The organism is Usitatibacter palustris, from assembly GCF_013003985.1.
Lineage (GTDB): Bacteria > Pseudomonadota > Gammaproteobacteria > Burkholderiales > Usitatibacteraceae > Usitatibacter > Usitatibacter palustris.
This window is the reverse complement of record NZ_CP053073.1, coordinates 207,986-228,047: the sequence shown is the minus strand read 5'-3', so window position 1 is coordinate 228,047 and position 20,062 is coordinate 207,986. Positions and strand designations below refer to the sequence as shown.

General features: G+C 65.8%; 20 protein-coding genes. 14 read left to right on the top strand and 6 right to left on the bottom strand.

The window, feature by feature from the left end:
- Positions 1 to 3 precede the first annotated feature (3 nt).
- From DSM104440_RS01080 to DSM104440_RS01015, 14 genes are all read left to right on the top strand, one after another.
- The gene (locus DSM104440_RS01080; protein ID WP_171159956.1) at positions 4 to 381 is read left to right on the top strand and encodes a hypothetical protein; all 378 of its coding nucleotides are present in this window, start codon (positions 4 to 6) and stop codon (positions 379 to 381) included.
- A gap of 108 nt (positions 382 to 489) precedes the next feature.
- Complete coding sequence (locus DSM104440_RS01075; protein WP_171159954.1) at positions 490 to 2,514, top strand: thioredoxin domain-containing protein; 2,025 nt, start codon at positions 490 to 492, stop codon at positions 2,512 to 2,514.
- Between the two features lie 30 nt (positions 2,515 to 2,544).
- Positions 2,545 to 2,862, top strand: coding sequence for a c-type cytochrome (locus DSM104440_RS01070; RefSeq protein ID WP_171159953.1), 318 nt, complete (start codon positions 2,545 to 2,547; stop codon positions 2,860 to 2,862).
- Between the two features lie 88 nt (positions 2,863 to 2,950).
- The gene (locus tag DSM104440_RS01065; RefSeq protein ID WP_171159951.1) at positions 2,951 to 4,144 is read left to right on the top strand and encodes a branched-chain amino acid ABC transporter substrate-binding protein; all 1,194 of its coding nucleotides are present in this window, start codon (positions 2,951 to 2,953) and stop codon (positions 4,142 to 4,144) included.
- A 66-nt stretch (positions 4,145 to 4,210) separates the two neighbouring features.
- Positions 4,211 to 5,503, top strand: a complete 1,293-nt coding sequence (locus tag DSM104440_RS01060; RefSeq protein ID WP_171159948.1) for a branched-chain amino acid ABC transporter substrate-binding protein — start codon at positions 4,211 to 4,213, stop codon at positions 5,501 to 5,503.
- Positions 5,504 to 5,628: 125 nt separating this feature from the next.
- Positions 5,629 to 6,567: a branched-chain amino acid ABC transporter permease gene (locus DSM104440_RS01055; RefSeq protein ID WP_425509644.1), complete on the top strand. Its 939-nt coding sequence runs from the start codon at positions 5,629 to 5,631 to the stop codon at positions 6,565 to 6,567.
- A 4-nt stretch (positions 6,568 to 6,571) separates the two neighbouring features.
- Positions 6,572 to 7,657, top strand: a complete 1,086-nt coding sequence (locus tag DSM104440_RS01050; protein WP_171159947.1) for an ABC transporter permease subunit — start codon at positions 6,572 to 6,574, stop codon at positions 7,655 to 7,657.
- Positions 7,654 to 8,445 carry an ABC transporter ATP-binding protein gene (locus DSM104440_RS01045; protein ID WP_171159945.1) on the top strand — a complete coding sequence of 264 codons (792 nt, stop codon included), beginning with the start codon at positions 7,654 to 7,656 and terminating at the stop codon, positions 8,443 to 8,445. The genes DSM104440_RS01050 and DSM104440_RS01045 overlap by 4 nt, the downstream gene beginning before the upstream one ends.
- Positions 8,442 to 9,152, top strand: a complete 711-nt coding sequence (locus DSM104440_RS01040) for an ABC transporter ATP-binding protein (RefSeq protein ID WP_171159943.1) — start codon at positions 8,442 to 8,444, stop codon at positions 9,150 to 9,152. Before DSM104440_RS01045 ends, DSM104440_RS01040 begins: the two co-directional genes overlap by 4 nt.
- Positions 9,153 to 9,270: 118 nt before the next feature.
- On the top strand, positions 9,271 to 11,076 hold the full coding sequence (locus DSM104440_RS01035) for an ATP-binding protein (RefSeq protein ID WP_171159941.1): 1,806 nt from the start codon (positions 9,271 to 9,273) through the stop codon (positions 11,074 to 11,076).
- Entirely contained in the window at positions 11,073 to 12,986 is a 1,914-nt protein-coding gene (locus tag DSM104440_RS01030; RefSeq protein WP_171159939.1) for a protein kinase domain-containing protein, read from the top strand. The genes DSM104440_RS01035 and DSM104440_RS01030 overlap by 4 nt, the downstream gene beginning before the upstream one ends.
- An 84-nt stretch (positions 12,987 to 13,070) precedes the next feature.
- A complete protein-coding gene (locus tag DSM104440_RS01025) occupies positions 13,071 to 13,532 on the top strand; it encodes a GNAT family N-acetyltransferase (protein ID WP_171159937.1) in 462 nt (153 codons plus the stop codon).
- Positions 13,533 to 13,541: 9 nt separating this feature from the next.
- The gene (locus DSM104440_RS01020; protein WP_212758159.1) at positions 13,542 to 14,321 is read left to right on the top strand and encodes an EcsC family protein; all 780 of its coding nucleotides are present in this window, start codon (positions 13,542 to 13,544) and stop codon (positions 14,319 to 14,321) included.
- A gap of 18 nt (positions 14,322 to 14,339) precedes the next feature.
- On the top strand, positions 14,340 to 14,627 hold the full coding sequence (locus tag DSM104440_RS01015; RefSeq protein WP_171159935.1) for a DUF1330 domain-containing protein: 288 nt from the start codon (positions 14,340 to 14,342) through the stop codon (positions 14,625 to 14,627).
- Between the two features lie 124 nt (positions 14,628 to 14,751).
- Here DSM104440_RS01015 and hemF read toward each other — a convergent pair whose 3' ends face one another.
- From hemF to purH, 6 genes are read right to left on the bottom strand one after another with little or no spacing between them, the layout of a single operon-like run.
- A complete protein-coding gene (hemF, locus tag DSM104440_RS01010) occupies positions 14,752 to 15,672 on the bottom strand; it encodes an oxygen-dependent coproporphyrinogen oxidase (RefSeq protein WP_171159933.1) in 921 nt (306 codons plus the stop codon).
- A gap of 14 nt (positions 15,673 to 15,686) precedes the next feature.
- Positions 15,687 to 16,034, bottom strand: a complete 348-nt coding sequence (locus tag DSM104440_RS01005) for a hypothetical protein (RefSeq protein ID WP_171159931.1) — start codon at positions 16,032 to 16,034, stop codon at positions 15,687 to 15,689.
- 49 nt (positions 16,035 to 16,083) lie between these two features.
- Positions 16,084 to 16,476, bottom strand: coding sequence for a hypothetical protein (locus DSM104440_RS01000; protein WP_171159929.1), 393 nt, complete (start codon positions 16,474 to 16,476; stop codon positions 16,084 to 16,086).
- A gap of 26 nt (positions 16,477 to 16,502) precedes the next feature.
- Positions 16,503 to 17,219, bottom strand: a complete 717-nt coding sequence (locus DSM104440_RS00995) for a hypothetical protein (protein ID WP_171159927.1) — start codon at positions 17,217 to 17,219, stop codon at positions 16,503 to 16,505.
- Positions 17,216 to 18,505, bottom strand: a complete 1,290-nt coding sequence (gene purD, locus DSM104440_RS00990) for a phosphoribosylamine--glycine ligase (RefSeq protein WP_171159925.1) — start codon at positions 18,503 to 18,505, stop codon at positions 17,216 to 17,218. The genes DSM104440_RS00995 and purD overlap by 4 nt, the downstream gene beginning before the upstream one ends.
- On the bottom strand, positions 18,502 to 20,055 hold the full coding sequence (purH, locus tag DSM104440_RS00985) for a bifunctional phosphoribosylaminoimidazolecarboxamide formyltransferase/IMP cyclohydrolase (protein WP_171159923.1): 1,554 nt from the start codon (positions 20,053 to 20,055) through the stop codon (positions 18,502 to 18,504). The genes purD and purH overlap by 4 nt, the downstream gene beginning before the upstream one ends.
- Positions 20,056 to 20,062: the final 7 nt, after the last annotated feature.

The following is a 20,062-nucleotide window of genomic DNA, read 5'->3' as shown; positions in this document are numbered from 1 at the left end:
ACCATGAAACGTATTCTTGTTGCAGTTGCCGCCGCCCTGATGGCGCCGGTCCCCGCCGTTTTCGCCGCCACCTACACCACGGAGGCGCCGGTGATTTCCGTGACGCCGGTCCAGGAACGGATCCAGAGCTCGCGCAACGAGTGCTGGTCCGAGCCGGTCCGCGTCTACGAACGCGCGCGCACCTCGCGCGGCGGCGTGTACTACGAGGACGTGCCGGTCGAGCGCAACGTTCCCAAGTGCGGGACGATCCGCGAGACCAGGCAGGTCACGACGGGCTACGACGTTCGCTACGCCTACGACGGCCGCGAGTACGTGACCCGCATGACGCAGCACCCGGGGTCGACCGTGACCATCGGCGTGGACGTGCAGCCGGCGGGCTAACCCCGTCATCCTGAGGGCCGCAGGCCCGAAGGACCTGCTGGAGCGCGATAGCAGATAATTGCCTCCAGCAGGTCCTTCGTCGCTTCGCTCCTCAGGATGACAGTGATTTTGAAGAATCGCCTCGCGCAGGAAACCAGCCCGTACCTCCAGCAGCACGCCGACAACCCCGTCGATTGGTATCCGTGGGGGCCGGAGGCACTGGCCGAATCGAAACGCAGCGGAAAGCCCATCCTTCTCTCGGTGGGCTATTCCGCTTGTCACTGGTGCCACGTGATGGCCCACGAGTCGTTCGAGGACGCGGGAGTCGCCAGCGTCATGAACGAGCTCTTCGTGAACGTGAAGGTCGATCGCGAAGAGCGTCCCGACATCGACCAGATCTACCAGGTCGCGCAGCAGATGCTCACGCAGCGCACCGGCGGCTGGCCGCTCACGATGTTCCTCACGCCCGAGCAATTGCCGTTCTTCGGCGGCACGTACTTTCCGAAGACCGCGCGCTATGGGTTGCCCGGCTTCGGCGATCTGCTCGTGCGCGTGCGCGAGTTCTACGACGCCAACCGCACCGACATCGAGGAGCAAAACGCGCGGCTCCTCGACGCGCTTTCGCGCACCGGCCCGGGCACCGCGGGCCCCACGACGGAGTTCACGCGCGCGCCCCTCGACGAGAGCTATCGCTTTCTCAAGAGCACGTTCGACCCGACCGACGGCGGCTTCGGCCAGGCGCCGAAATTCCCGCACCCCGATTCCATCGAGCTGCTGCTGCGCCGCTTCGCGGCCAACGGCGACCGCGACGCGCTCGCGATGGCAACGTTCACGCTCACGAAGATGGCCGAAGGCGGCCTCTTCGACCAGCTCGGCGGCGGCTTCGCGCGCTACAGCGTCGACGACGAATGGGCGATCCCGCACTTCGAGAAGATGCTCTACGACAACGGCTGGCTCCTGCGCCTCTACGCCGACGCCTGGGTCGCCACGCGCGATCCGGTCTTCGAGCGCGCCTGCCGCGAAACCGTCGCGTGGGTGCTGCGCGAGATGCAATCGCCCGAGGGCGGCTACTACTCCTCGCTCGATGCCGACTCCGAGGGCCACGAGGGCAAGTTCTACGTCTGGACGCCCGATGAAGTGCGGGCGTTGCTCACCGAGGACGAGTACGCGGTGGTCGCACCCCACTACGGCCTCGATCGTCCGCCGAACTTCGAGAATCACGACTGGCATTTCGTCACGGCGCAGCCGCTCGCGAAGGGCGCCGAGGCGCTGCTCGCAGCCGCACGCGCGAAGCTCTTCGCGGCGCGCGAGAAGCGCATCCGCCCGGGGCGCGACGACAAGGTGCTCACCTCGTGGAATGCGCTGATGATCGCGGGCATGGCGCGCGCGGCGCGCGCGTTCGGTCTCCCGGAGTGGCTCACGTCGGCGCGTAAATCGCTCGATTTCATCCGCACGACGATGTGGAAGGACGGCGCGCTCCTCGCGACGTACAAGGATGGGAAGGCGCATCTCGATGCGTATCTCGACGACTACGCGTTCCTGCTCGCGGCCCTGCTCGAAGTGCTGCAGGCCGATTTCGATTCGCGCGATCTCGCGTGGGCGACGGAACTCGGTGACGTGCTGCTCGCGGATTTCGAAGACAAGTCGAACGGCGGCTTCTTCTTCACCGCGCACGGCCACGAGAAACTGATCCATCGACCCAAGCCCGGCCACGACAACGCGACCCCTTCGGGCAACGGAGTCGCCGCACAGGCGCTCATCCGCCTCACGTTCCTCACCGGCGATCTGCGCTACCAGCAGGCCGCCGAGCGCACGCTCGCCCTCTACTGGCCGCAGATGATTCGCCACCCCGGCGGCTTCGGCAGCCTGCTCGGCGCGCTCGAGGAATCGCTCGTGCCCACGCGCACGGTCATCGTCAACGGGCCTGCCCCCGACTTTGGTCCGTGGCGCGCGCTGCTCGATGGCGCCTACCTCCCGACATCGGTCTCGCTCTTCCTGCCCGATGGCGCCGCCAACCTGCCCGCACCTCTCGCCAAGCCCGTGAAAGGGGTCAACGCGTGGGTGTGCGAGGGCGTTACCTGCCTGCCCCCGCTGGACTCGCCCGCTCGATTGCGGGAAACGCTCGGATTGCCCACAATCGCGCCTTCCGCCTGAGTCCCCAGAACGATTTTCCAGGAGCCTTCAATGCGCAAGTTCGCCCTCGCCCTTCCCGCCCTCGCCCTCGCCACCCTCGCCCTGCCCACCGTTGCGAGCGAAGAGCTCATGAAGAAGCACGCATGCACCGCCTGCCACCAGATCGACAAGAAGACGGTGGGCCCGGCCTATAACGACGTCGCCGCCAAGTACGCGGGCGACCCCAAGGCCAAGGCCATGCTCATCGAGAAGGTGAAGAAGGGTGGCATGGGCACCTGGGGCCAGATCCCGATGCCGCCGAACTCCGCGGTGCCCGACGCCGACGTCGAGAAGCTCGTCACCTACATCCTGTCGCTCAAGAAGAAGTAAAGGGCAAGGGTCCGCAGATAAACGCGGATAAACGCAGATAAAGGCAAAGGCTTGGAAGGTGAGACCTCGTCCACGCCGCCACCCAGGAATGCTTAGTCACCTTCGCCCTTATCTGCGTTTATCCGCGTTTATCTGCGGACCCTCGCTTTTTCTTCTCCTCTCTGCGTGCGGCCCCAAGCCGGAGACCCCGCCTGCCGTCTCCAACGAAGTCGTCGTCACGATCGGCCACGCCGGCCCGCTCACCGGGCCCATCTCGCACCAGGGCAAGGATGACGAGAACGGCGTCTCCCTCGCCCTCGACCAGGCCAACGCGAAGAAGCTGGTGATCGGCGGCAAGACCGTGGTCTTCCGCATCCGCAGCGAGGACGACCAGGGCGATCCCAAGGTCGGCACCACCGTGGCGCAGAAGATGGTCGACGCGAAGGTCGCCGCGGTCATCGGCCACCTCAATTCCGGCGTCACCATTCCCGCCTCCGAGATCTACGGCAAGGCGGGCATCCCGGTCATCTCCGGTTCCGCGACCAGCCCCGAGCTCACCGAACGCGGCCTGAAGGGCGTGTTTCGCACCGTCGGGCGCGACGACCAGCAGGGTCCGGCGATCGCGGCCTATATCGCCAACGAGCTCGCCGCGAAGACCGTGGCCATCGTCGACGACAAGACCGCGTACGGCGAAGGCCTCGCGACGGAAGTGGCCAAGGCGCTGAAAGCCGCGAAGGTGAATGTCATCGCGCACGAGCGCACGAGCGACAAGGAAACGGATTTCAAGTCGATCCTCACGCGCTTGAAGTCGCGCTCGCCCGACGTGATCTTCGTGGGCGCCATGGATTTCACCGGCGGCCCGATGTTGAAGCAGGCGCGCGAGCTCGGGTTGAAGAGTGCCTTCGCCTTCGGCGACGGCGCCTGCACCGACGAGATGGCGCAGCTCGGCGGACCCGCCACCGAGGGCCTCGCCTGCTCGCAGGCAGGACTGCCCGCGCAGGCGGCGAGCAAGGAATTCCTCGCCGCGTTCAACGCGAAGTACGGCGAGACCAAGCTCTACGCCCCGTTCTTCTACGACGCGACCAATGTGGTGATCGAAGCGATGAAAAGGGCCGACTCCACCGACCCCGCGCGCTTCCTTCCCGAGATCTACAAGACCTCGCACGCGGGTGCGACGGGCAAGATCGAATTCGACGCGAAGGGAGACCGGAAAGACGCCGAAATGACCATCTTCCGGATGAAGGGCGGACGCATCGTTCCGGTGTCGGTGATGCGGGGCGGAATCTCCTCGCCAATCAGCTAACTCCGCTATACTTTCCGCCTTGTTTTCGGCCTCGCGTCACCCCAACCCTTACACCTGGAGAGTTAGATGAAATCGTCGACCAAGCTCGCGCTCGCCGTCGCTGCCGCGCTGGCTGTAGCCGGCTGCGGCAAGAAGGAAGAAGCCCCCGCCCCCAAGGCTGCCGCCCCGGCCGCCCCCGCAGGACTGACCGTCACGATCGCCCACGCCGGCCCCCTGACGGGCTCCATCGCCCACCTGGGCAAGGACGACGAGAACGGCGTTGCCCTGGCGATCCAGCACGCCAACGACAAGAAGATCACCATCGGCGGCCAGGCCGTCACCTTCAAGATGGTGAGCGAGGACGACCAGGCGGACCCGAAGGTCGGCACCACCGTGGCGCAGAAGCTGGTGGACGCCAAGGTCGCCGCCGTTGTCGGCCACCTGAACTCCGGCGTGACCATCCCCGCCTCGGAGATCTACAACAAGGCCGGCATCCCGGTCATTTCGGGCTCCGCGACGAACCCCACCCTCACCGAGCGCGGCCTGAAGAACACCTTCCGCACGGTCGGCCGCGATGACCAGCAGGGTCCGGCCATCGCCGCGTACATCGCCGGCGAGTTGAAGGGCAAGAAGGTCGCGATCATCGACGACAAGACCGCCTACGGCGAAGGCATCGCCAACGAAGTGGAAAAGACGTTGAAGGCCGCCAAGGTCAACATCGTCGGCCGCGAGCGCACCACCGACAAGGAAACCGACTTCAAGGCGATCCTGACCAAGATCAAGGGCAAGAATCCCGACGTCGTCTTCCACGGCGGCATGGACGCCACCGGCGGCCCGCTGCTCAAGCAGGCTCGTGAGCTGGGCATCAAGGCCGTCTTCGCCTTCGGCGACGGCGCCTGCACGGACGAAATGAGCAAGCTCGCCGGTGCGGCAGCTGAAGGCTTCGCCTGCTCGCAGGCCGGCCTGCCCGCCCAGGCGGCCAGCAAGGAATTCCAGGACTCGTTCAAGGCGAAGTACGGCGACATCAAGCAGTACGCGCCCTACTTCTACGACGGCGCCCTGGCGGTCATCGAGGCGATGAAGAAGGCCGACTCGGTCGACCCGGCAAAATTCACGCCGGTCATGAACACGGTGAGCTTCACGGGCGCGACCGGCAAGGTCGAGTTCGACGCCAAGGGCGACCGCAAGGACGCCGAAATGACCATCTTCCGCATGGGCAAGGATGGCAAGATTGCGCCCGTGTCGATCGTGAAGGGTGGAGTTGCGACGCCTTTCGGTGCTGCCCCGGCTCCGGCCGCGGCACCCGCGGAGGCGAAGAAGGAGGAGAAGAAGGCAGAGCCTAAGAAAGAAGAAAAGAAAGCCGACGAAAAGAAGAAATAAGCGGCTTGTTGCACAATGGAACGGCACCGGCAACGGTGCCGTTTCTCTTTTGAGGGGGCAGGGAACTGGACATCTTTCTCCAGCAGGTCATCAACGGCCTGACACTTGGCTGCGTATATGCCGTGGTGGCCCTTGGCTACACCATGGTCTACGGCATCATCCAGCTCATCAATTTCGCCCACGGCGAAGTCGTGATGATCGGCTGCATGACCGCCTTCTCGGTGATCGTGGCGCTGGCCGGCTCGGGCCTGCCGCCGCTGGTGATCGTGGGCCTGGGCATCCTCGCGGCCGTGCCCGTCTGCGTGATCGTGGGCTACACCATCGAGCGCGTGGCCTACCGGCCACTGCGTAACGCGCCTCGCCTCGCACCGCTCATCACCGCGATCGGTGTCTCGATCGTGCTGCAGCACCTCGCACTCCTCGTGTGGAGCCGCAACATCATCGCCTTCCCGCAGATCATCAAGCTCGAGGTCTTCCACTTCGGCAGCGGAGAGAACGCGGCGGCGATTTCCAATATCCAGATCGCGATCATCCTCACCTCCCTCGCGATGATGGGCGGGCTGCTGGCACTCGTGTATCGCACCAAGATCGGCATCGCGATGCGCGCGACCTCGCAGAACCCGCAGATCGCCGGGCTCATGGGGATCAACATCAACAACGTGATCTCGTTCACGTTCGTGATCGGCGCGGCCCTCGGCGCGATGGCGGGCGTGATGGTCGGTTCCTACTACGGCATCGCGCATTACCAGATGGGGTTCCTGCTCGGGCTGAAGGCGTTCTCCGCCGCGGTGCTGGGCGGCATCGGAAATCTCGCGGGTGCGGTGCTCGGCGGCATTCTCATGGGCCTCATCGAATCGCTCGGCGCCGGCTACGTCGGCGACTTCACCAACGTGTGCTTCCTCGACAAGTTCATGCCCGGCTTCGCGGACGTCTGCGCGGCGAGCCCGCAGTCGAGCCTCTTCGGCTCGAACTACAAGGACGTGTACGCCTTCATCGTGCTGATCCTCGTGCTCGTGTTCCGGCCTTCGGGCCTGCTGGGCGAGCGCGTCGGGGACCGGGCGTAAGGCGATGGGCATTGCCGACATCATCCGCAAGCACCCTCACGCGAAGTGGATCGGCATCGCGCTGATCGCGGTGGCGTTGATCGGGTTGCCGTTCGCGCTGGTGCAGGCGGGCACGGCGTGGGTGCGGATCACGAATCTCGCGATCCTGTTTGTCCTGCTCTCGCTCGGCTTGAACATCGTGGTTGGGTTCGCGGGGCTGCTGGATCTCGGCTACATCGCGTTCTACGCCGTGGGTGCGTACGTCTACGCGCTGCTCGCGGGCCCGCACTTCAATATCCACTGGCCGTGGTGGGCAATCCTCCCGATGGGTGCGGCGGTCGCGTGCTTCTTCGGCGTCATCCTCGGCGCGCCCACCTTGAAGTTGCGAGGCGACTACCTCGCCATCGTGACGCTGGGCTTCGGCGAGATCGTGCGCATCTTCATGAACAACCTGTCGGAGCCGTTCAACCTCACGAACGGACCGAAGGGCCTCGCGACGATCGATCCGGTGAACTTCTTCGGCGTGAGTTTCGGCAACACGTCGACCTTCGGGCCGCTCGTCTTCAACGAGGCGATGAAGTACTACTACCTGCTGCTCGCGATCCTGATGGTCGTGATCGTCGTGAACCTCCGGCTGCAGGACTCGCGTATCGGCCGCGCGTGGGAAGCGATTCGCGAGGATGAGATCGCGGCGCGCGCCATGGGCATCAACACCACGCGCATGAAGCTCCTCGCCTTCGCGATGGGCGCTTCGTTCGGCGGAATCGCGGGCGGCCTCTTCTCCTCGATCCAGGGCTTCATCAGCCCCGAGAGCTTCATCCTCAACGAAAGCGTGATGGTCCTCGCCATGGTGGTGCTCGGCGGCATGGGCAACATCTGGGGCGTGATCCTCGGCGCGATCCTGCTTTCCTTCGTGCCCGAGATCCTGCGCTACACCGTCGAACCCGTGCAGCGCATGGTGTTCGGCCGTTCGATCATCGATCCCGAAGTGATCCGCATGCTGCTCTTCGGTCTCGCGATGGTCGTGATCATGTTGTTCCGGCCCGCGGGCCTGTGGCCTTCGGCGGTGAGGAAGCGCGAGCTCGCGCCCGACGACGGAGTGGGCAAGTGAACGCCCCTGCGCCGCTCCTCCAGGTCGAGAACGTCACCAAGCGCTTTGGCGGTCTCACGGCGCTCTCGGGCGTTTCCTTCTCGATCGACGCGGGCGGCATCTACGGCCTCATCGGTCCCAACGGCGCGGGCAAGACCACGCTCTTCAACGTCGTGACCGGCCTCTACCGCCACGAGGAAGGCATCGTGCGCTTCCAGGGCAAAGAGCTCGAGGACGCCTCGCCCGATCGCATCGCGGCCCTCGGCATCGCGCGCACCTTCCAGAACATCCGCCTCTTCGCGAACCTCTCGGCGCTCGAGAACGTGATGATCGGCCGGCACGTGCGCACGAAGGCGGGCGTGTTCGGCGCGATCGTGCGCAACAAGGCCACGCGCGTGGAGGAAGAGCAGATCCACCGCCGCGCGCAGGAGTTGCTCGACTACGTCGCGATCGGGCATCGCGGCAACGACCTCGCGAAGCATCTCTCCTACGGCGACCAGCGCCGCCTCGAGATTGCCCGCGCGCTCGCAACCGATCCCAAGCTGCTGGCACTCGACGAACCGGCCGCGGGCATGAACGCCACCGAGAAGACCGACCTTCGCCAGCTGATCAGCCGCATCCGCAAGGACGGCACGACGATCCTGCTGATCGAGCACGACGTGAAGCTCGTCATGGGCCTGTGCGACCGCGTGCTGGTGCTCGACTACGGCCGCAAGATCGCCGAGGGCGTGCCCGCCGACGTGCAGCGCGATCCCAAGGTGATCGAGGCCTACCTCGGCACGCCGCACGACAAGGCCGCCGCGGGATGAGTCTGCTCAAGCTCGAAGACGTCCAGGTTTCCTACGGCGGCATCCGCGCCGTGAAGGGCGTGAGCCTGCACGTCGATGAAGGCGAGCTGGTCTGCCTCATCGGCGCCAATGGCGCGGGCAAGACCACGACGCTCAAAGCCATCACGGGCCTCGTGCATGCCGCCGCCGGGAAAGTCATGTACGCGGGCACGGACATCGCCCGCGACAAGCCCTATGAGATCGCGCGCCGCGGGCTCGCACTCGTCCCCGAGGGCCGTGGCGTGTTCCCGCAGCTCACGATCCAGGAAAACCTCGCGATGGGCGCGTACTCGCGCGACGATCGCGCCGCCGTGGCGGCGGACGAGGAACGCATGTTCGCGCTGTTTCCGCGGTTGAAGGAGCGCGCGAAGCAGACCGCCGGCACGCTCTCGGGCGGCGAGCAGCAGATGCTCGCGATCGGCCGCGCGCTGATGAGCCGGCCCAGGCTCCTGCTCCTCGACGAGCCGAGCATGGGCCTCGCCCCCCTGATGGTCGAAAAGATCTTCGAAGTGATCCGCGGCGTGGCCACCGAGGGTGTGACGATGCTGCTCGTGGAACAGAACGCGCGCCTGGCACTCGAGGCGAGCCATCGCGGCTACGTTCTCGAGGGCGGATTGGTCACGCTCGAGGGCGAAGCGAAGTCTCTGCTCGGCAATCCGCAGGTCCGCCAGGCGTACCTGGGCGAGTAGCTTTGCCGCTCCCAAACGCGGCTACACTTACACTTGTAATTGCAGTGGTGACACGGCTCACAGACCGTGAACCCCCCTGTCGCGACAATCGCGCAGGCCCGATATAACAAAGAATGCGATGACCATCCCCGCACGAACACGAACCGCCCTGCTTGGTGCAGGCGCCGCGGTACTCCTGGCCCTCCTCGCGTTCCTCTTCGTGCGGACCACCGCCGTTGACGTTCGCAAGGACGCCGAGGCCGGGGCTTTGCTCCGCGAGCTGCGCGCCCTCGACGCGCGCCTCGACACGCAGGCCGTCCGTTTCGCAAGCGACCTCTCGGGCACGGTGCCCGCTCCCTCGGACAACGCCCCGATGGTCGAGCGCATCCTGCGTGAGCTCGAAAACGGATCGCCGCCCGCCGTCGCCATGCACGTCGCCGGATTGCGCAAGGGGATGGCCGAGCGCAGCCGCACGCTCGAAGCGTTTCGCTCGGCGCACCAGCGCGCACGCGAAAGCCTGAAGGCGGCCGACGAAGCCGCGGCCGCCCTGGCGACCGAAGCGAACCAGTCGCGCCTGAAGGGTACGCGCGGCGACACGGGCTCGCTCATGAGCCAGGCCGAGGTGCTGCGCCAGACGCTGCGCGCCGTCCCCGTCGACGGCGCCGATCCCTTGCTTCGCGACATCGAGTCGCGTCTTTCCGTGCTGCGGGCCGCCTCGGCCATGGATCCGGCACTCACCGATGCCGGCGCGCACGTGGAGAAAGCGAGCCGCGCATTCCTCGACGCTCGCGCGACGGAAGCGCGGGCGCTCGAGCGCCTGTCGTTCCAGACCGTGGGCCCCAGCATCGATCTCATCGCGCAGAACCTGTGGCGCTCGATGGCCGCGGGCCTCGAGGACCAGGAGCGCTGGCGCGTCTACCTGTTCTTCTATGCGGGCGCGCTGCTCATCGTCGTGGGTTACCTCATCAGCCGCGTGATCACCACGCAGGGCGAGCTGCGCGGGGCCAACGAAGGCCTCGAGAAGCGCGTGGCCGAGCGCACGCAGGAGCTCTCCAACGCGATGGAGCGCCTGAAGGAATCCGAAGCCCAGCTCGTGCAGACCGAGAAGATGTCGTCGCTCGGCCAACTCGTGGCCGGTGTCGCGCACGAGATCAACACGCCGCTCGCCTACGTGAAGAATTCGGTGGCGACGGTTCGCGACCGCATGCCGGAGCTCCGCGACGCGCTCGCGCAGTCGAACCGCCTGCTCGCCCTCCTGCAGACTGATTCGCCCGATCCGAAGGAACTCCAGGCCACTTTCGCCGCGCTCAGTGCGCGCCTCGAGCAGCTCACCGACCACCAGGTCGTCGAGGACCTGGACACGCTCACCCGCGATGGCCTGCATGGCATCGAGCAGATCTCCGAGCTGGTGACGAACCTCAAGAACTTCTCGCGCATCGACCGCGCCCACGTCGCGAGCTTCAACGTGAACGACGGCGTGAATGCCACGCTCCTCATCGCGCGCACCAACCTGCGCAAGATCGATGTCGAGCGGCAGCTGGGCGAAGTGCCGCTCATCACCTGCTCGCCCTCGCAGGTGAACCAGGTCCTGCTGAACCTGGTGACCAACGCGGCCCAGTCGATGGAAGGCAAGCCGCGCGGCAAGATCACGATCACCACCCGTTCCATCGAGGCCGCCGGCATGGTGGCGATCGAAGTCGCGGACACCGGCACGGGCATCGCGCCCGAGATCCTGCCCAAGATCTTCGATCCGTTCTTCACGACCAAGCCCGTCGGCAAGGGTACGGGCCTGGGACTTTCAATCGCCTACAAGATCGCGAACCAGCACGGCGGCTTCATCGACGTGCAGACCGAAGTGGGCGTCGGCAGCGTCTTCACGCTCAACCTCCCGCTGCAGCCGCCGCCGCAGAAGCTCGGCGACGAGTCGCACGCGGAGGCCGCATGAACCTCCCGGGGCGCATCGGCAAGTACGACGTCCAGGCAATCCTCGGCAAGGGTGCGGCGGGGACGGTCTATCGCGGCTTCGATTCGGCCATCAAGCGGCCGGTGGCGCTCAAGGTCATCGCGAAGCGCGACCTCGCAGTCGCGGATGTCGAGCCCACGCTGGCGCGCTTCCGCAAGGAAGCCGAGGCCGTCGGCCGGCTCACGCATTCGCGCATCGCCGCGATCTACGACTTCATCGAAACCGATGAGGTCGCCTGCATCGTGATGGAGCTGGTGAGCGGCAAGTCGCTCGAGCAGCACCTCGCCGAAGTCTCGCAATACGGCTTCAAGGACACGTGGGAGATCATCCGCCAGATCCTCGACGGCCTGGGCTACACGCACGCGCAGGGTGTGATCCACCGCGACCTCAAGCCCGGCAACATCCTCATGAACGAGGATGGCCGCGTGAAGATCACCGATTTCGGCGTCGCCCGCATCGATACCACGCGCCTCACCCACCCCGGCGACGTGGTCGGAACGCCGCACTACATGGCGCCCGAACAGTTCAGCAGCGGCGAGCCCACGGCCCTCACCGACCTCTACCAGGTGGGCGTGCTCGCCTATGAGCTGCTCACCGGCAAGCGTCCCTTCACCGGAACGAGTGCGGAGATCCTGCGCCGCGTGCTCAACGAGCGCCCGGCGAACCCCTCGACGCACAACCCGCGCATCACCTGGCAGCTCGACTGGGCGATCCAGAAGGCGCTGTCGAAGGATCCGCGCGATCGCTTCTTCTCGGCGCAGGAATTGGGAGACGCGTTGCGCAAGGGCCTGGAAGAAAGCCTCGGCGGGCCGGTCGCTTCGGCTGCCATCGCCGCCGCCGCGGCCACACCGTCACCGGCCATCGCCAACCTGCTCGACAAGGCGAAGCTGATCGCGGGCGCCAAGGATGCAGGCGTGCTCGCGGGTCCGCAGCCCGATGCAGCGGCCACGGCCATGTTTGCCGCCGCGAGCGATACGCGCAAGGCGCGCGTGCTTTTCGTGGACGACGAGGAGCGCATCCTCAACGCGCTGCGCACGCTCTTTCGCAACCAGTACCACGTGTTCACCGCCGAGAACGGCACGCTCGCCCTCGAGTTCGTGAAGCGCTTCGGCATTCACGTCGTGGTGAGCGACCAGCGCATGCCGGGCATGACGGGCGTCGATCTGCTTCGCCAGGTGAAGGAAGTGGCACCCAACACCGTGCGCATGCTGCTCACCGGTTACTCGGACCTCGCGGCGATCGTGGGCTCGATCAACGACGGCGAGGTCTTCCGCTTCGTGAAGAAGCCCTGGGACAACGCCGAGATCCAGCGAACGGTCGGCGATGCGGTCGCGATCGCGATGGAGCTCGCGGCGACAAGCACCGCGGCCGCGACGACGCCGGTGGTGAAGTACACGACGCCCGTACTCGTCGTCGATCCAGGCCCCGATCTCGCAGAAGGCCTGCGCGCGATTCTCGGCGACATGGTTCCGGTGCGCCACGCGCTGACCACCACGGACGCGCTCACGACGCTCGAGGAAGAGGAAGTCGCCGTGATCGTCGCCGACCTGGGCGCGGGCCGCGAAGGCCTGGTCACGCTGTTCAAATTGCTGAAGGCCGAGCATCCCGAAGTGCTGTCGATGGTGATCACCGACGACACCGATTCGGAGCTGGTGATCGAGCTCATCAACGAGGCCCAGGTCTTCCGGTTCCTCTCGAAGCCCGTGAACGTGCACCACCTGCGCGGCTACGTGGACATGGCGCTTCGCAAGTACACGCAGTTCAAGAAGGCGCCCGAGCTCGTGCGCCAGCATGCGGTGACCGAAAGCGTGCAGGCCAAGACCTCGCTCTGGGGCGCGCGGCTCTTCGACCGCATCAAGGGCCTGCCCGACCGGCTGAGCACCGCCGAGTGACCAATGGGGACAGACCCCATTGGTGCTCAGTAATACAAGTTACAAGTCACCAATGGGGTCTGTCCCCATTGGTAGACTGGGCGGATGCCGACCGCCCCCGATGTTCGCCCCCTCCGCGAGACCGATCGCGCCGCCTGGCTGCCCCTGTGGGACGGCTACAACGCCTTCTACGGCCGCAAGGGCGACACCGCCCTCGCCCCCGAGATCACCGCCACCACCTGGAAGCGCTTCTTCGATGCGAACGAGCCGGTGAACGCGCTCGTTGCAGAGCTCGACGGCGAAGTTGTAGGACTCGTCCACTACATCTTCCATCGCAGTACCAACCGCATCGAACCCGTCTGCTATCTCCAGGACCTGTTCACGAAGGAATCGGTGCGCGGGCGAGGTGTGGCACGGGCGCTGATCGAGACGGTCTACGTGAAAGCGCGTGAGCACGGCACGAAGCGCGTGTACTGGCAAACGCAGGACACGAACGCCACGGCACGGATGCTTTACGACAAGGTGGCGAAACACTACGGGTTCATCGTTTACTCGCACGAGTCGTAGAATCCCCTGATGCTCTCCAAATCCGAACTCGAAGACCTCAAGCGCGCCAAGCAGCTCCTGGAGAACCCGGGGCTGGTGGCAAAACTTTCCTCGATGCTGGGTTCGCCCGTCGAGAAGGGCCTCGAGATGCTGCCCGCGAAGTGGCAGAAGAGCGTGCACAAGGCTTCCGAGGCGGCGCTGATGAAGGCCGTGCAGGTGGCCGTGTCGTCGCTGGGCGCGAAGACCGGAGGCAAGTCGAACGAGCGCATGCATTCGATGTTCGCCGCGGCTTCCGGGGCGGTCGGCGGTGCGTTCGGCATCGCGGCGCTCGCGGTGGAGCTGCCGGTCTCGACGACCGTGATGCTGCGCTCCATCGCGGCCATTGCCGCGTCCGAGGGCGAGAACCCGCAGCACATCGATACCAAGCTCGCCTGCCTCACCGTCTTCGCGCTGGGCAGCACCAAGGACAAGAGCGACAACGCGGCCGAGTCGGGCTACTTCGCCGCACGCACGGCACTCGCGACCGCGGTTTCGGAAGCGTCCAAGTTCCTCGCGCAAAAGGGCCTCGCGAAAACCGGGGGCCCCGCGCTGGTTCGCCTGGTGGCGCTGATCGGCGCGCGCTTCGGCGTCGTGGTGTCGGAGAAGGCCGCCATGCAGGCCATCCCGATCATCGGTGCCGCAGGTGGGGCGATGATCAACACCGTGTTCATCGGGCACTACCAGGACATGGCGCGCGGGCACTTCATCGTCCGCCGCCTCGAGAAAATCCACGGGGCCGATCCCGTGCGCATCGCCTACGAAAAAGCCTGACCGCCAACGAGGAGACCCATGGCTGCCTACGTCATCGCCGAGATCGAGATCACCAACCCCGAGGGCTACAAGGCCTACACCGCGGTCGTTCCCGCCACGATCGAGAAGTACGGCGGCAAGTTCCTCGTGCGCGGCGGCAGCGCGGAAGTGCTCGAAGGCGAATGGCCCAACCGGCGGCGCGTGATGCTGGAGTTCCCCTCGAAGGAGATCGCGTTGAAGTGGTGGAACTCGACGGACTACGCCGAGCCGATGAAGATGCGGCGGGGGAGCTCGAACGGGCGGTTGATACTGCTCGAAGGGGTGTAACTGTCACCCTTCACCACTGTCATCCTGAGGAGCGAAGCGACGAAGGACCTGCTTTAGGGGTTTAACAGTTAACCCACTCAAGCAGGTCCTTCGTCGCTTCGCTCCTCAGGATGACAGGGTCGCGCTACGCCCAATCCCTCGGCGGAATCAGGACCTCCAGCAACTTTGCCTCGGGACTTCCCGCCTCCGCCTTCCAGTCGTAGCGCCACTGCGCCGCCGGCGGCATCGACATGAGGATCGATTCGACGCGCCCACCCGATTGCAGGCCGAAGAGCGTGCCGCGGTCCCACACGAAGTTGAACTCGACGTAGCGCCCGCGGCGATAGGCCTGGAAGTCGCGCTCGCGCTCGCCGTAGGGCGTCTCGCGGCGCTTCTCGACGATCGGCACGTACGCGGGCAGGAACGCATCGCCCACGGCCTTCATCACCGAGAAGCAACGGTCGAAGCCGCCCTCGCTGAAGTCGTCGAAGAACGTGCCGCCGATGCCGCGCGGCTCGTTGCGATGCTTGTTGAAGAAATACGTGTCGCAGGCCTTCTTGAATTTCGGGTACAGCGGCTTGTCGACCGCGTCGAGCGCCGTGCGGTTGGCGAGGTGGAAATGCTGGCAGTCTTCCTCGACCGCGTAGTACGGCGTCATGTCCATGCCGCCGCCGAACCACCAGATGTCCTGCCCCTCGCTGTACGCCGAGTGCGCACGCGCGAGGAAAAAGCGCACGTTCATGTGAACCGTGGGTACGTGCGGGTTGCGCGGATGCAGAACGAGCGAGACACCCATCGCTTCCCACGGGCGGCCGGCCATCTCCGGGCGATGCGCGGAAGCCGACGGCGGAAGGTTCGTGCCCTGCACGTGCGAGAAGCCCACGCCGGCGCGCTCGAAGAGCTTTCCGCCTTCGAGGATGCGCGTGATGCCGCCGCCGCCTTCGGCGCGCGTCCATTCGTCGCGAATGAACGTGCCGCCGTCGAGTGCCTCGAGGCGCGCGATGATCGTGTCCTGCAATCCGGTGAGGTAGGCGCGAACGGTGTCGCGCATTGCATCGGCATTCATGGGTAACCCTAGTACTAGTAAAGGAGTGTTGTGATGGAGGCCGTGGCCAGGAAGACCGCCCAGAGCTTGGCCGACAGCCAGGCATTCCATGGGCGCTCAGTAAACCACAGGTGCCCGGCGAATTCCGCTGCGCGACTCGTTCCCAATCGGTAGCCCAGCACGGCTGCGGCCAACGCGAGGATCGGACCCCAGATGTGGACGGCTTCGAAGTAGTTCCATAAATGCCAATGGCCACGAAGGTCTAGCGTCACGATAAACAGCACCAACGCCGGCAGGAGCGCCGTGCCGATCACGGTGAGCACGCCAATCAATGCACCCAACCGGCGGTCGCCTTCATCGGGTTCCTGGGGAAGCTCTTTCACGGAGAACACAAGAGCGACACGGCAACGAGCAACCCCGGATGATCGACCGTCACGGCGAGAAGTAGCGTCGTCCGGGATTCGTGTACAGCCAGTAGAGCGCGACCACGTCGAGTGCCGTGAGGATCACGGTCGTCGCTCCCGACCACCAGGGTTCGGTGAACACGTCTTCGTACCAGGAGATCGTCAGCGCCACGCTCCCGAGGGTTAACACCAGCATGAGGATGCGCGCCCAGTTGTGGCCGCGCGCGATGAAGACGATCAGGACCGCGGGAATCGCGACGGTCACCGCGGCCGCTCCCCACATCCAGCTCGCGAACTCCCCGAGCTCCGGGTCGAGGAGGTCCCATTCCAGTGCGGTGGCCACGCAACCCAGGATCAACGAAATCCAGAGGAGCTGCACGGCCCTCGTGACCTGGATGGGTCTTTGCGCCAGCGCGTTCACGCTTCAGCGCCGGATGGCGTCGACGTTCATGGGGCGCGAGGCGCTCCGAGCTGGAAGGGAATCGTCATGACCGAGCCTTTCGTGTCTCGCAAGCGCAGCGCTACCGGCTTTCCGGCGGACTCGATCACTTCGGGAGCGGGTTGGGCGTCAAACCAGAAAATCCAGTTCGTCACGCTCTCCGAGATGTCGGGCGAGAAGGGCGAAGCGCAACCGTGGCCCAGCAGCTCGCCCCACAAGGGGCCGAGCTTTTCGGGCATTCCTGTCGCGAGGAAGTCGACGTAGACAAAGGCGCCGCTCGACCAGACGCGATCGCCCAGCGCCTCGAATCCCTTGGGATGCTTGCTTCGCAACTCCTCGTATCGGGCCTGCGTGAGACATGCGACGCGTGCGGAGATGCGCCTCTGCGCGACGAGCTGGCCGTCACGGGTCCATACGGCCATCTGTTCGGGATTGTCGAGGCGCACCGTGGACAGGCCGATCACGTAGCGCGAGTCTTCGGACACGCCGAGCCAGGTCAATGCCGGGCTGGGCACCTTGCGCTCGACCTTCCCGTCGGCCGCGATCCACGAAACGCTCGCGGTCCGGCGGCCGGACACGGACCAGTCATGCTCGTGCAGCACCTTGAACCCCTCGCCCTTCGCCTCGAGCGTCACGACGGCGTTGTAGGCGCTGCGATCGGCGAGCGCGCCTCCAGCCGCGACCGCGAGCGCGATCAGCGTGAAGAGGCGCAGGGCGCGGATCATCGTCGATTGAACGCCCGATACCCGATGTCGCGCCGAAACTGCATGCCGTCGAAGCGGATCGATTCACCCGCTTGATAGGCGCGGTCGGCGGCGATCTTCACCTTGTCGCCCAGCGCGGTGACGCAGAGCACGCGACCGCCGTTGGTCAGGATCGTGGCGTCCTTGCCGCTGGTGCCATTCTTGATGCACGTCCCCGCGTGGAAGACGTGGAAGTCCTCGGCGTCTTTGGGCAGGCCCGTGATCTCGTCGCCCTTTCGCGGCGTCTCCGGATAACCCGCAGCGGCGTAGACCACGCCCAGTGCCGCTCGGCGATCCCATTCGGCTTCGATGCCGCCGAGCGTGCCGGCGATCGCGTGCTCGACGAGCTCGAGGAAATCGCTTTTCAGCCGCATGAAGATCGGTTGCGTCTCCGGGTCGCCCATGCGGCAGTTGAACTCGACCACGCGTGGGTTCCCGTCGGCGCCGATCATGAGGCCCGCGTAGAGGAAGCCCGTGTAGACGATGCCGTCGGCCGCCATGCCCTTTACGGTGGGCATGATGATCTCGCGCATCGCGCGGTTGTGGACCTCGGGCGTGACGACCGGCGCGGGGGAATACGCGCCCATGCCGCCCGTGTTCGGGCCCTGGTCGCCGTCGAAGATGCGCTTGTGGTCCTGGCTCGAGGCGAAGGGCAGGACGCTCTTGCCGTCGACCATGACGATGAAGCTCGCTTCCTCGCCCTCCATGAATTCTTCGATCACGACGCGATGGCCGGCATCACCGAGCTTGTTGCCGGCGAGCATCATCTCGATCGCGTCGTGCGCCTCACTGAGCGTCATCGCGACGACGACACCCTTGCCCGCGGCGAGGCCATCGGCCTTGATCACGATCGGCGCACCGTTGGCGTCGATATAGCTGTGCGCCAGCCTGGCATCGGTGAATGTTTCGTAGCGCGAGGTCGGGATGCCGTGGCGCTTCATGAAGCGCTTGGCGAAATCCTTGGAGGACTCGAGCTGCGCGGCCGCACGCGTGGGCCCGAAAATCCGGAGGCCCTCCGCGCGGAATGCATCGACCACGCCCGCGGCGAGCGGACCCTCAGGGCCGACGACGGTGAGGTGGATTCCCTCGTCCTTCGCGAACTTCACGAGGTCGGGGATCGTGGTGACGTGAACGTTGTAGAGGCCATCCTCGCGCTCCGTGCCGGCGTTGCCGGGTGCGACGTACACGCGCGAGACGCGCGGGGACTTGGCGAGCCGCCAGGCCATCGCGTGTTCGCGGCCGCCCGAACCGATGACGAGGAGCTTCAATGCCGGAAGTGCCGCATGCCGGTGAACACCATCGCCATGCCGTGCTCGTCGGCCGCGGCAATCACCTCGTTGTCGCGCATGCTGCCGCCGGGCTGGATGACGGCCTTGGCGCCCGCATCGGCGACGACATCGAGGCCGTCGCGGAACGGGAAGAACGCATCGGAAGCGACGACCGAACCTTTCAGCGACAGGCCGGCGTTCTTCGCCTTGATCGCGGCGATGCGCGTCGAATCCACGCGGCTCATCTGGCCCGCACCGACGCCGAGCGTCATGCCGCCGCCGCAGAAGACGATCGCGTTGGACTTCACGAACTTGGCCACGCGGTAGGCGAACAGGAGGTCGTTCATTTCCTGCTTGGTGGGATCGCGTTTGCTGACGATGCGAAGCTCCGCGACATCGTAGTCATCGGCCGTCTGCACGAGCACGCCGCCGCCGATGCGCTTCAACTCGAGTCTGTTCAGGTTCTTCGCGACGTCGATCACGAGCAATCGAACGTTCTGCTTGGCGGCGAAGACCTTGCGCGCGCCCTCGTCGTAGGCCGGTGCGATCACGACCTCCACGAATTGCTTGGCGACCGCCTCGGCCGTGGCGGCATCGACCGCGCGGTTGAAGGCGATGATCCCGCCGAACGCGGACGTGGGATCGGTGAGGAATGCGCGTTGATATGCAGCAAGCACGGAATCCGAAACCGCGACGCCGCACGGATTGGCGTGCTTGATGATCACGCACGCGGGAACATCGAACGTGCGGCAGCATTCCCACGCCGCATCGGCATCCGCGATGTTGTTGTACGAGAGTTCCTTGCCCTGCAACTGCTTGAAGCTCGCGAGCGTGCCCGCGGGCGGATCGCGCTCGAGGTAGAGTGCCGCGGCCTGGTGCGGGTTCTCGCCGTAGCGCATGGTCTGCGCGAGGCGATACGACAGATTCATGCGATCGGGAAACGCGCGCGCCGTGCCGTCCTCCGCCCGCGCGGTGAGCCAGTTCGAGATGGCGCCGTCGTATTCCGCGGTGTGGCTGTAGGCCTTGGCGGCGAGCGCGTAGCGATCGGCGAGCTCGAGCGCGCCCTTGCCTGCCTTCATCTTGCCGAGGATCCCGGTGTAGTCCGCGGGATCGGTGACGATCGCGACGAACGCGTGGTTCTTCGCGGCGGCGCGCACCATCGCGGGCCCGCCGATATCGATGTTCTCGATCGCGTCTTCCATCGAGACGCCGGGCTTCGCGACCGTCTTCTCGAACGGATAGAGGTTCACGACCACCATGTCGATCGGCGCGATGCCGTGTTCCTTCATGGAGGCCACGTGGTCGGGGACATCGCGCCGCGCGAGGATGCCGCCGTGCACCTTGGGGTGCAGCGTCTTCACGCGGCCATCCATCATTTCGGGGAAGCCCGTGTAGTCGCCGACTTCCGTGACGACCACGCCGTTCAACTGGAGGAGCTTCGCGGTGCCGCCGGTCGAGAGGATCTCCACACCGTGCGTGAGGAGGGACTTGGCGAATTCGACCACGCCCGCCTTGTCCGAGACGCTGATGAGCGCCCGGCGGATCTTCACCGAGTCC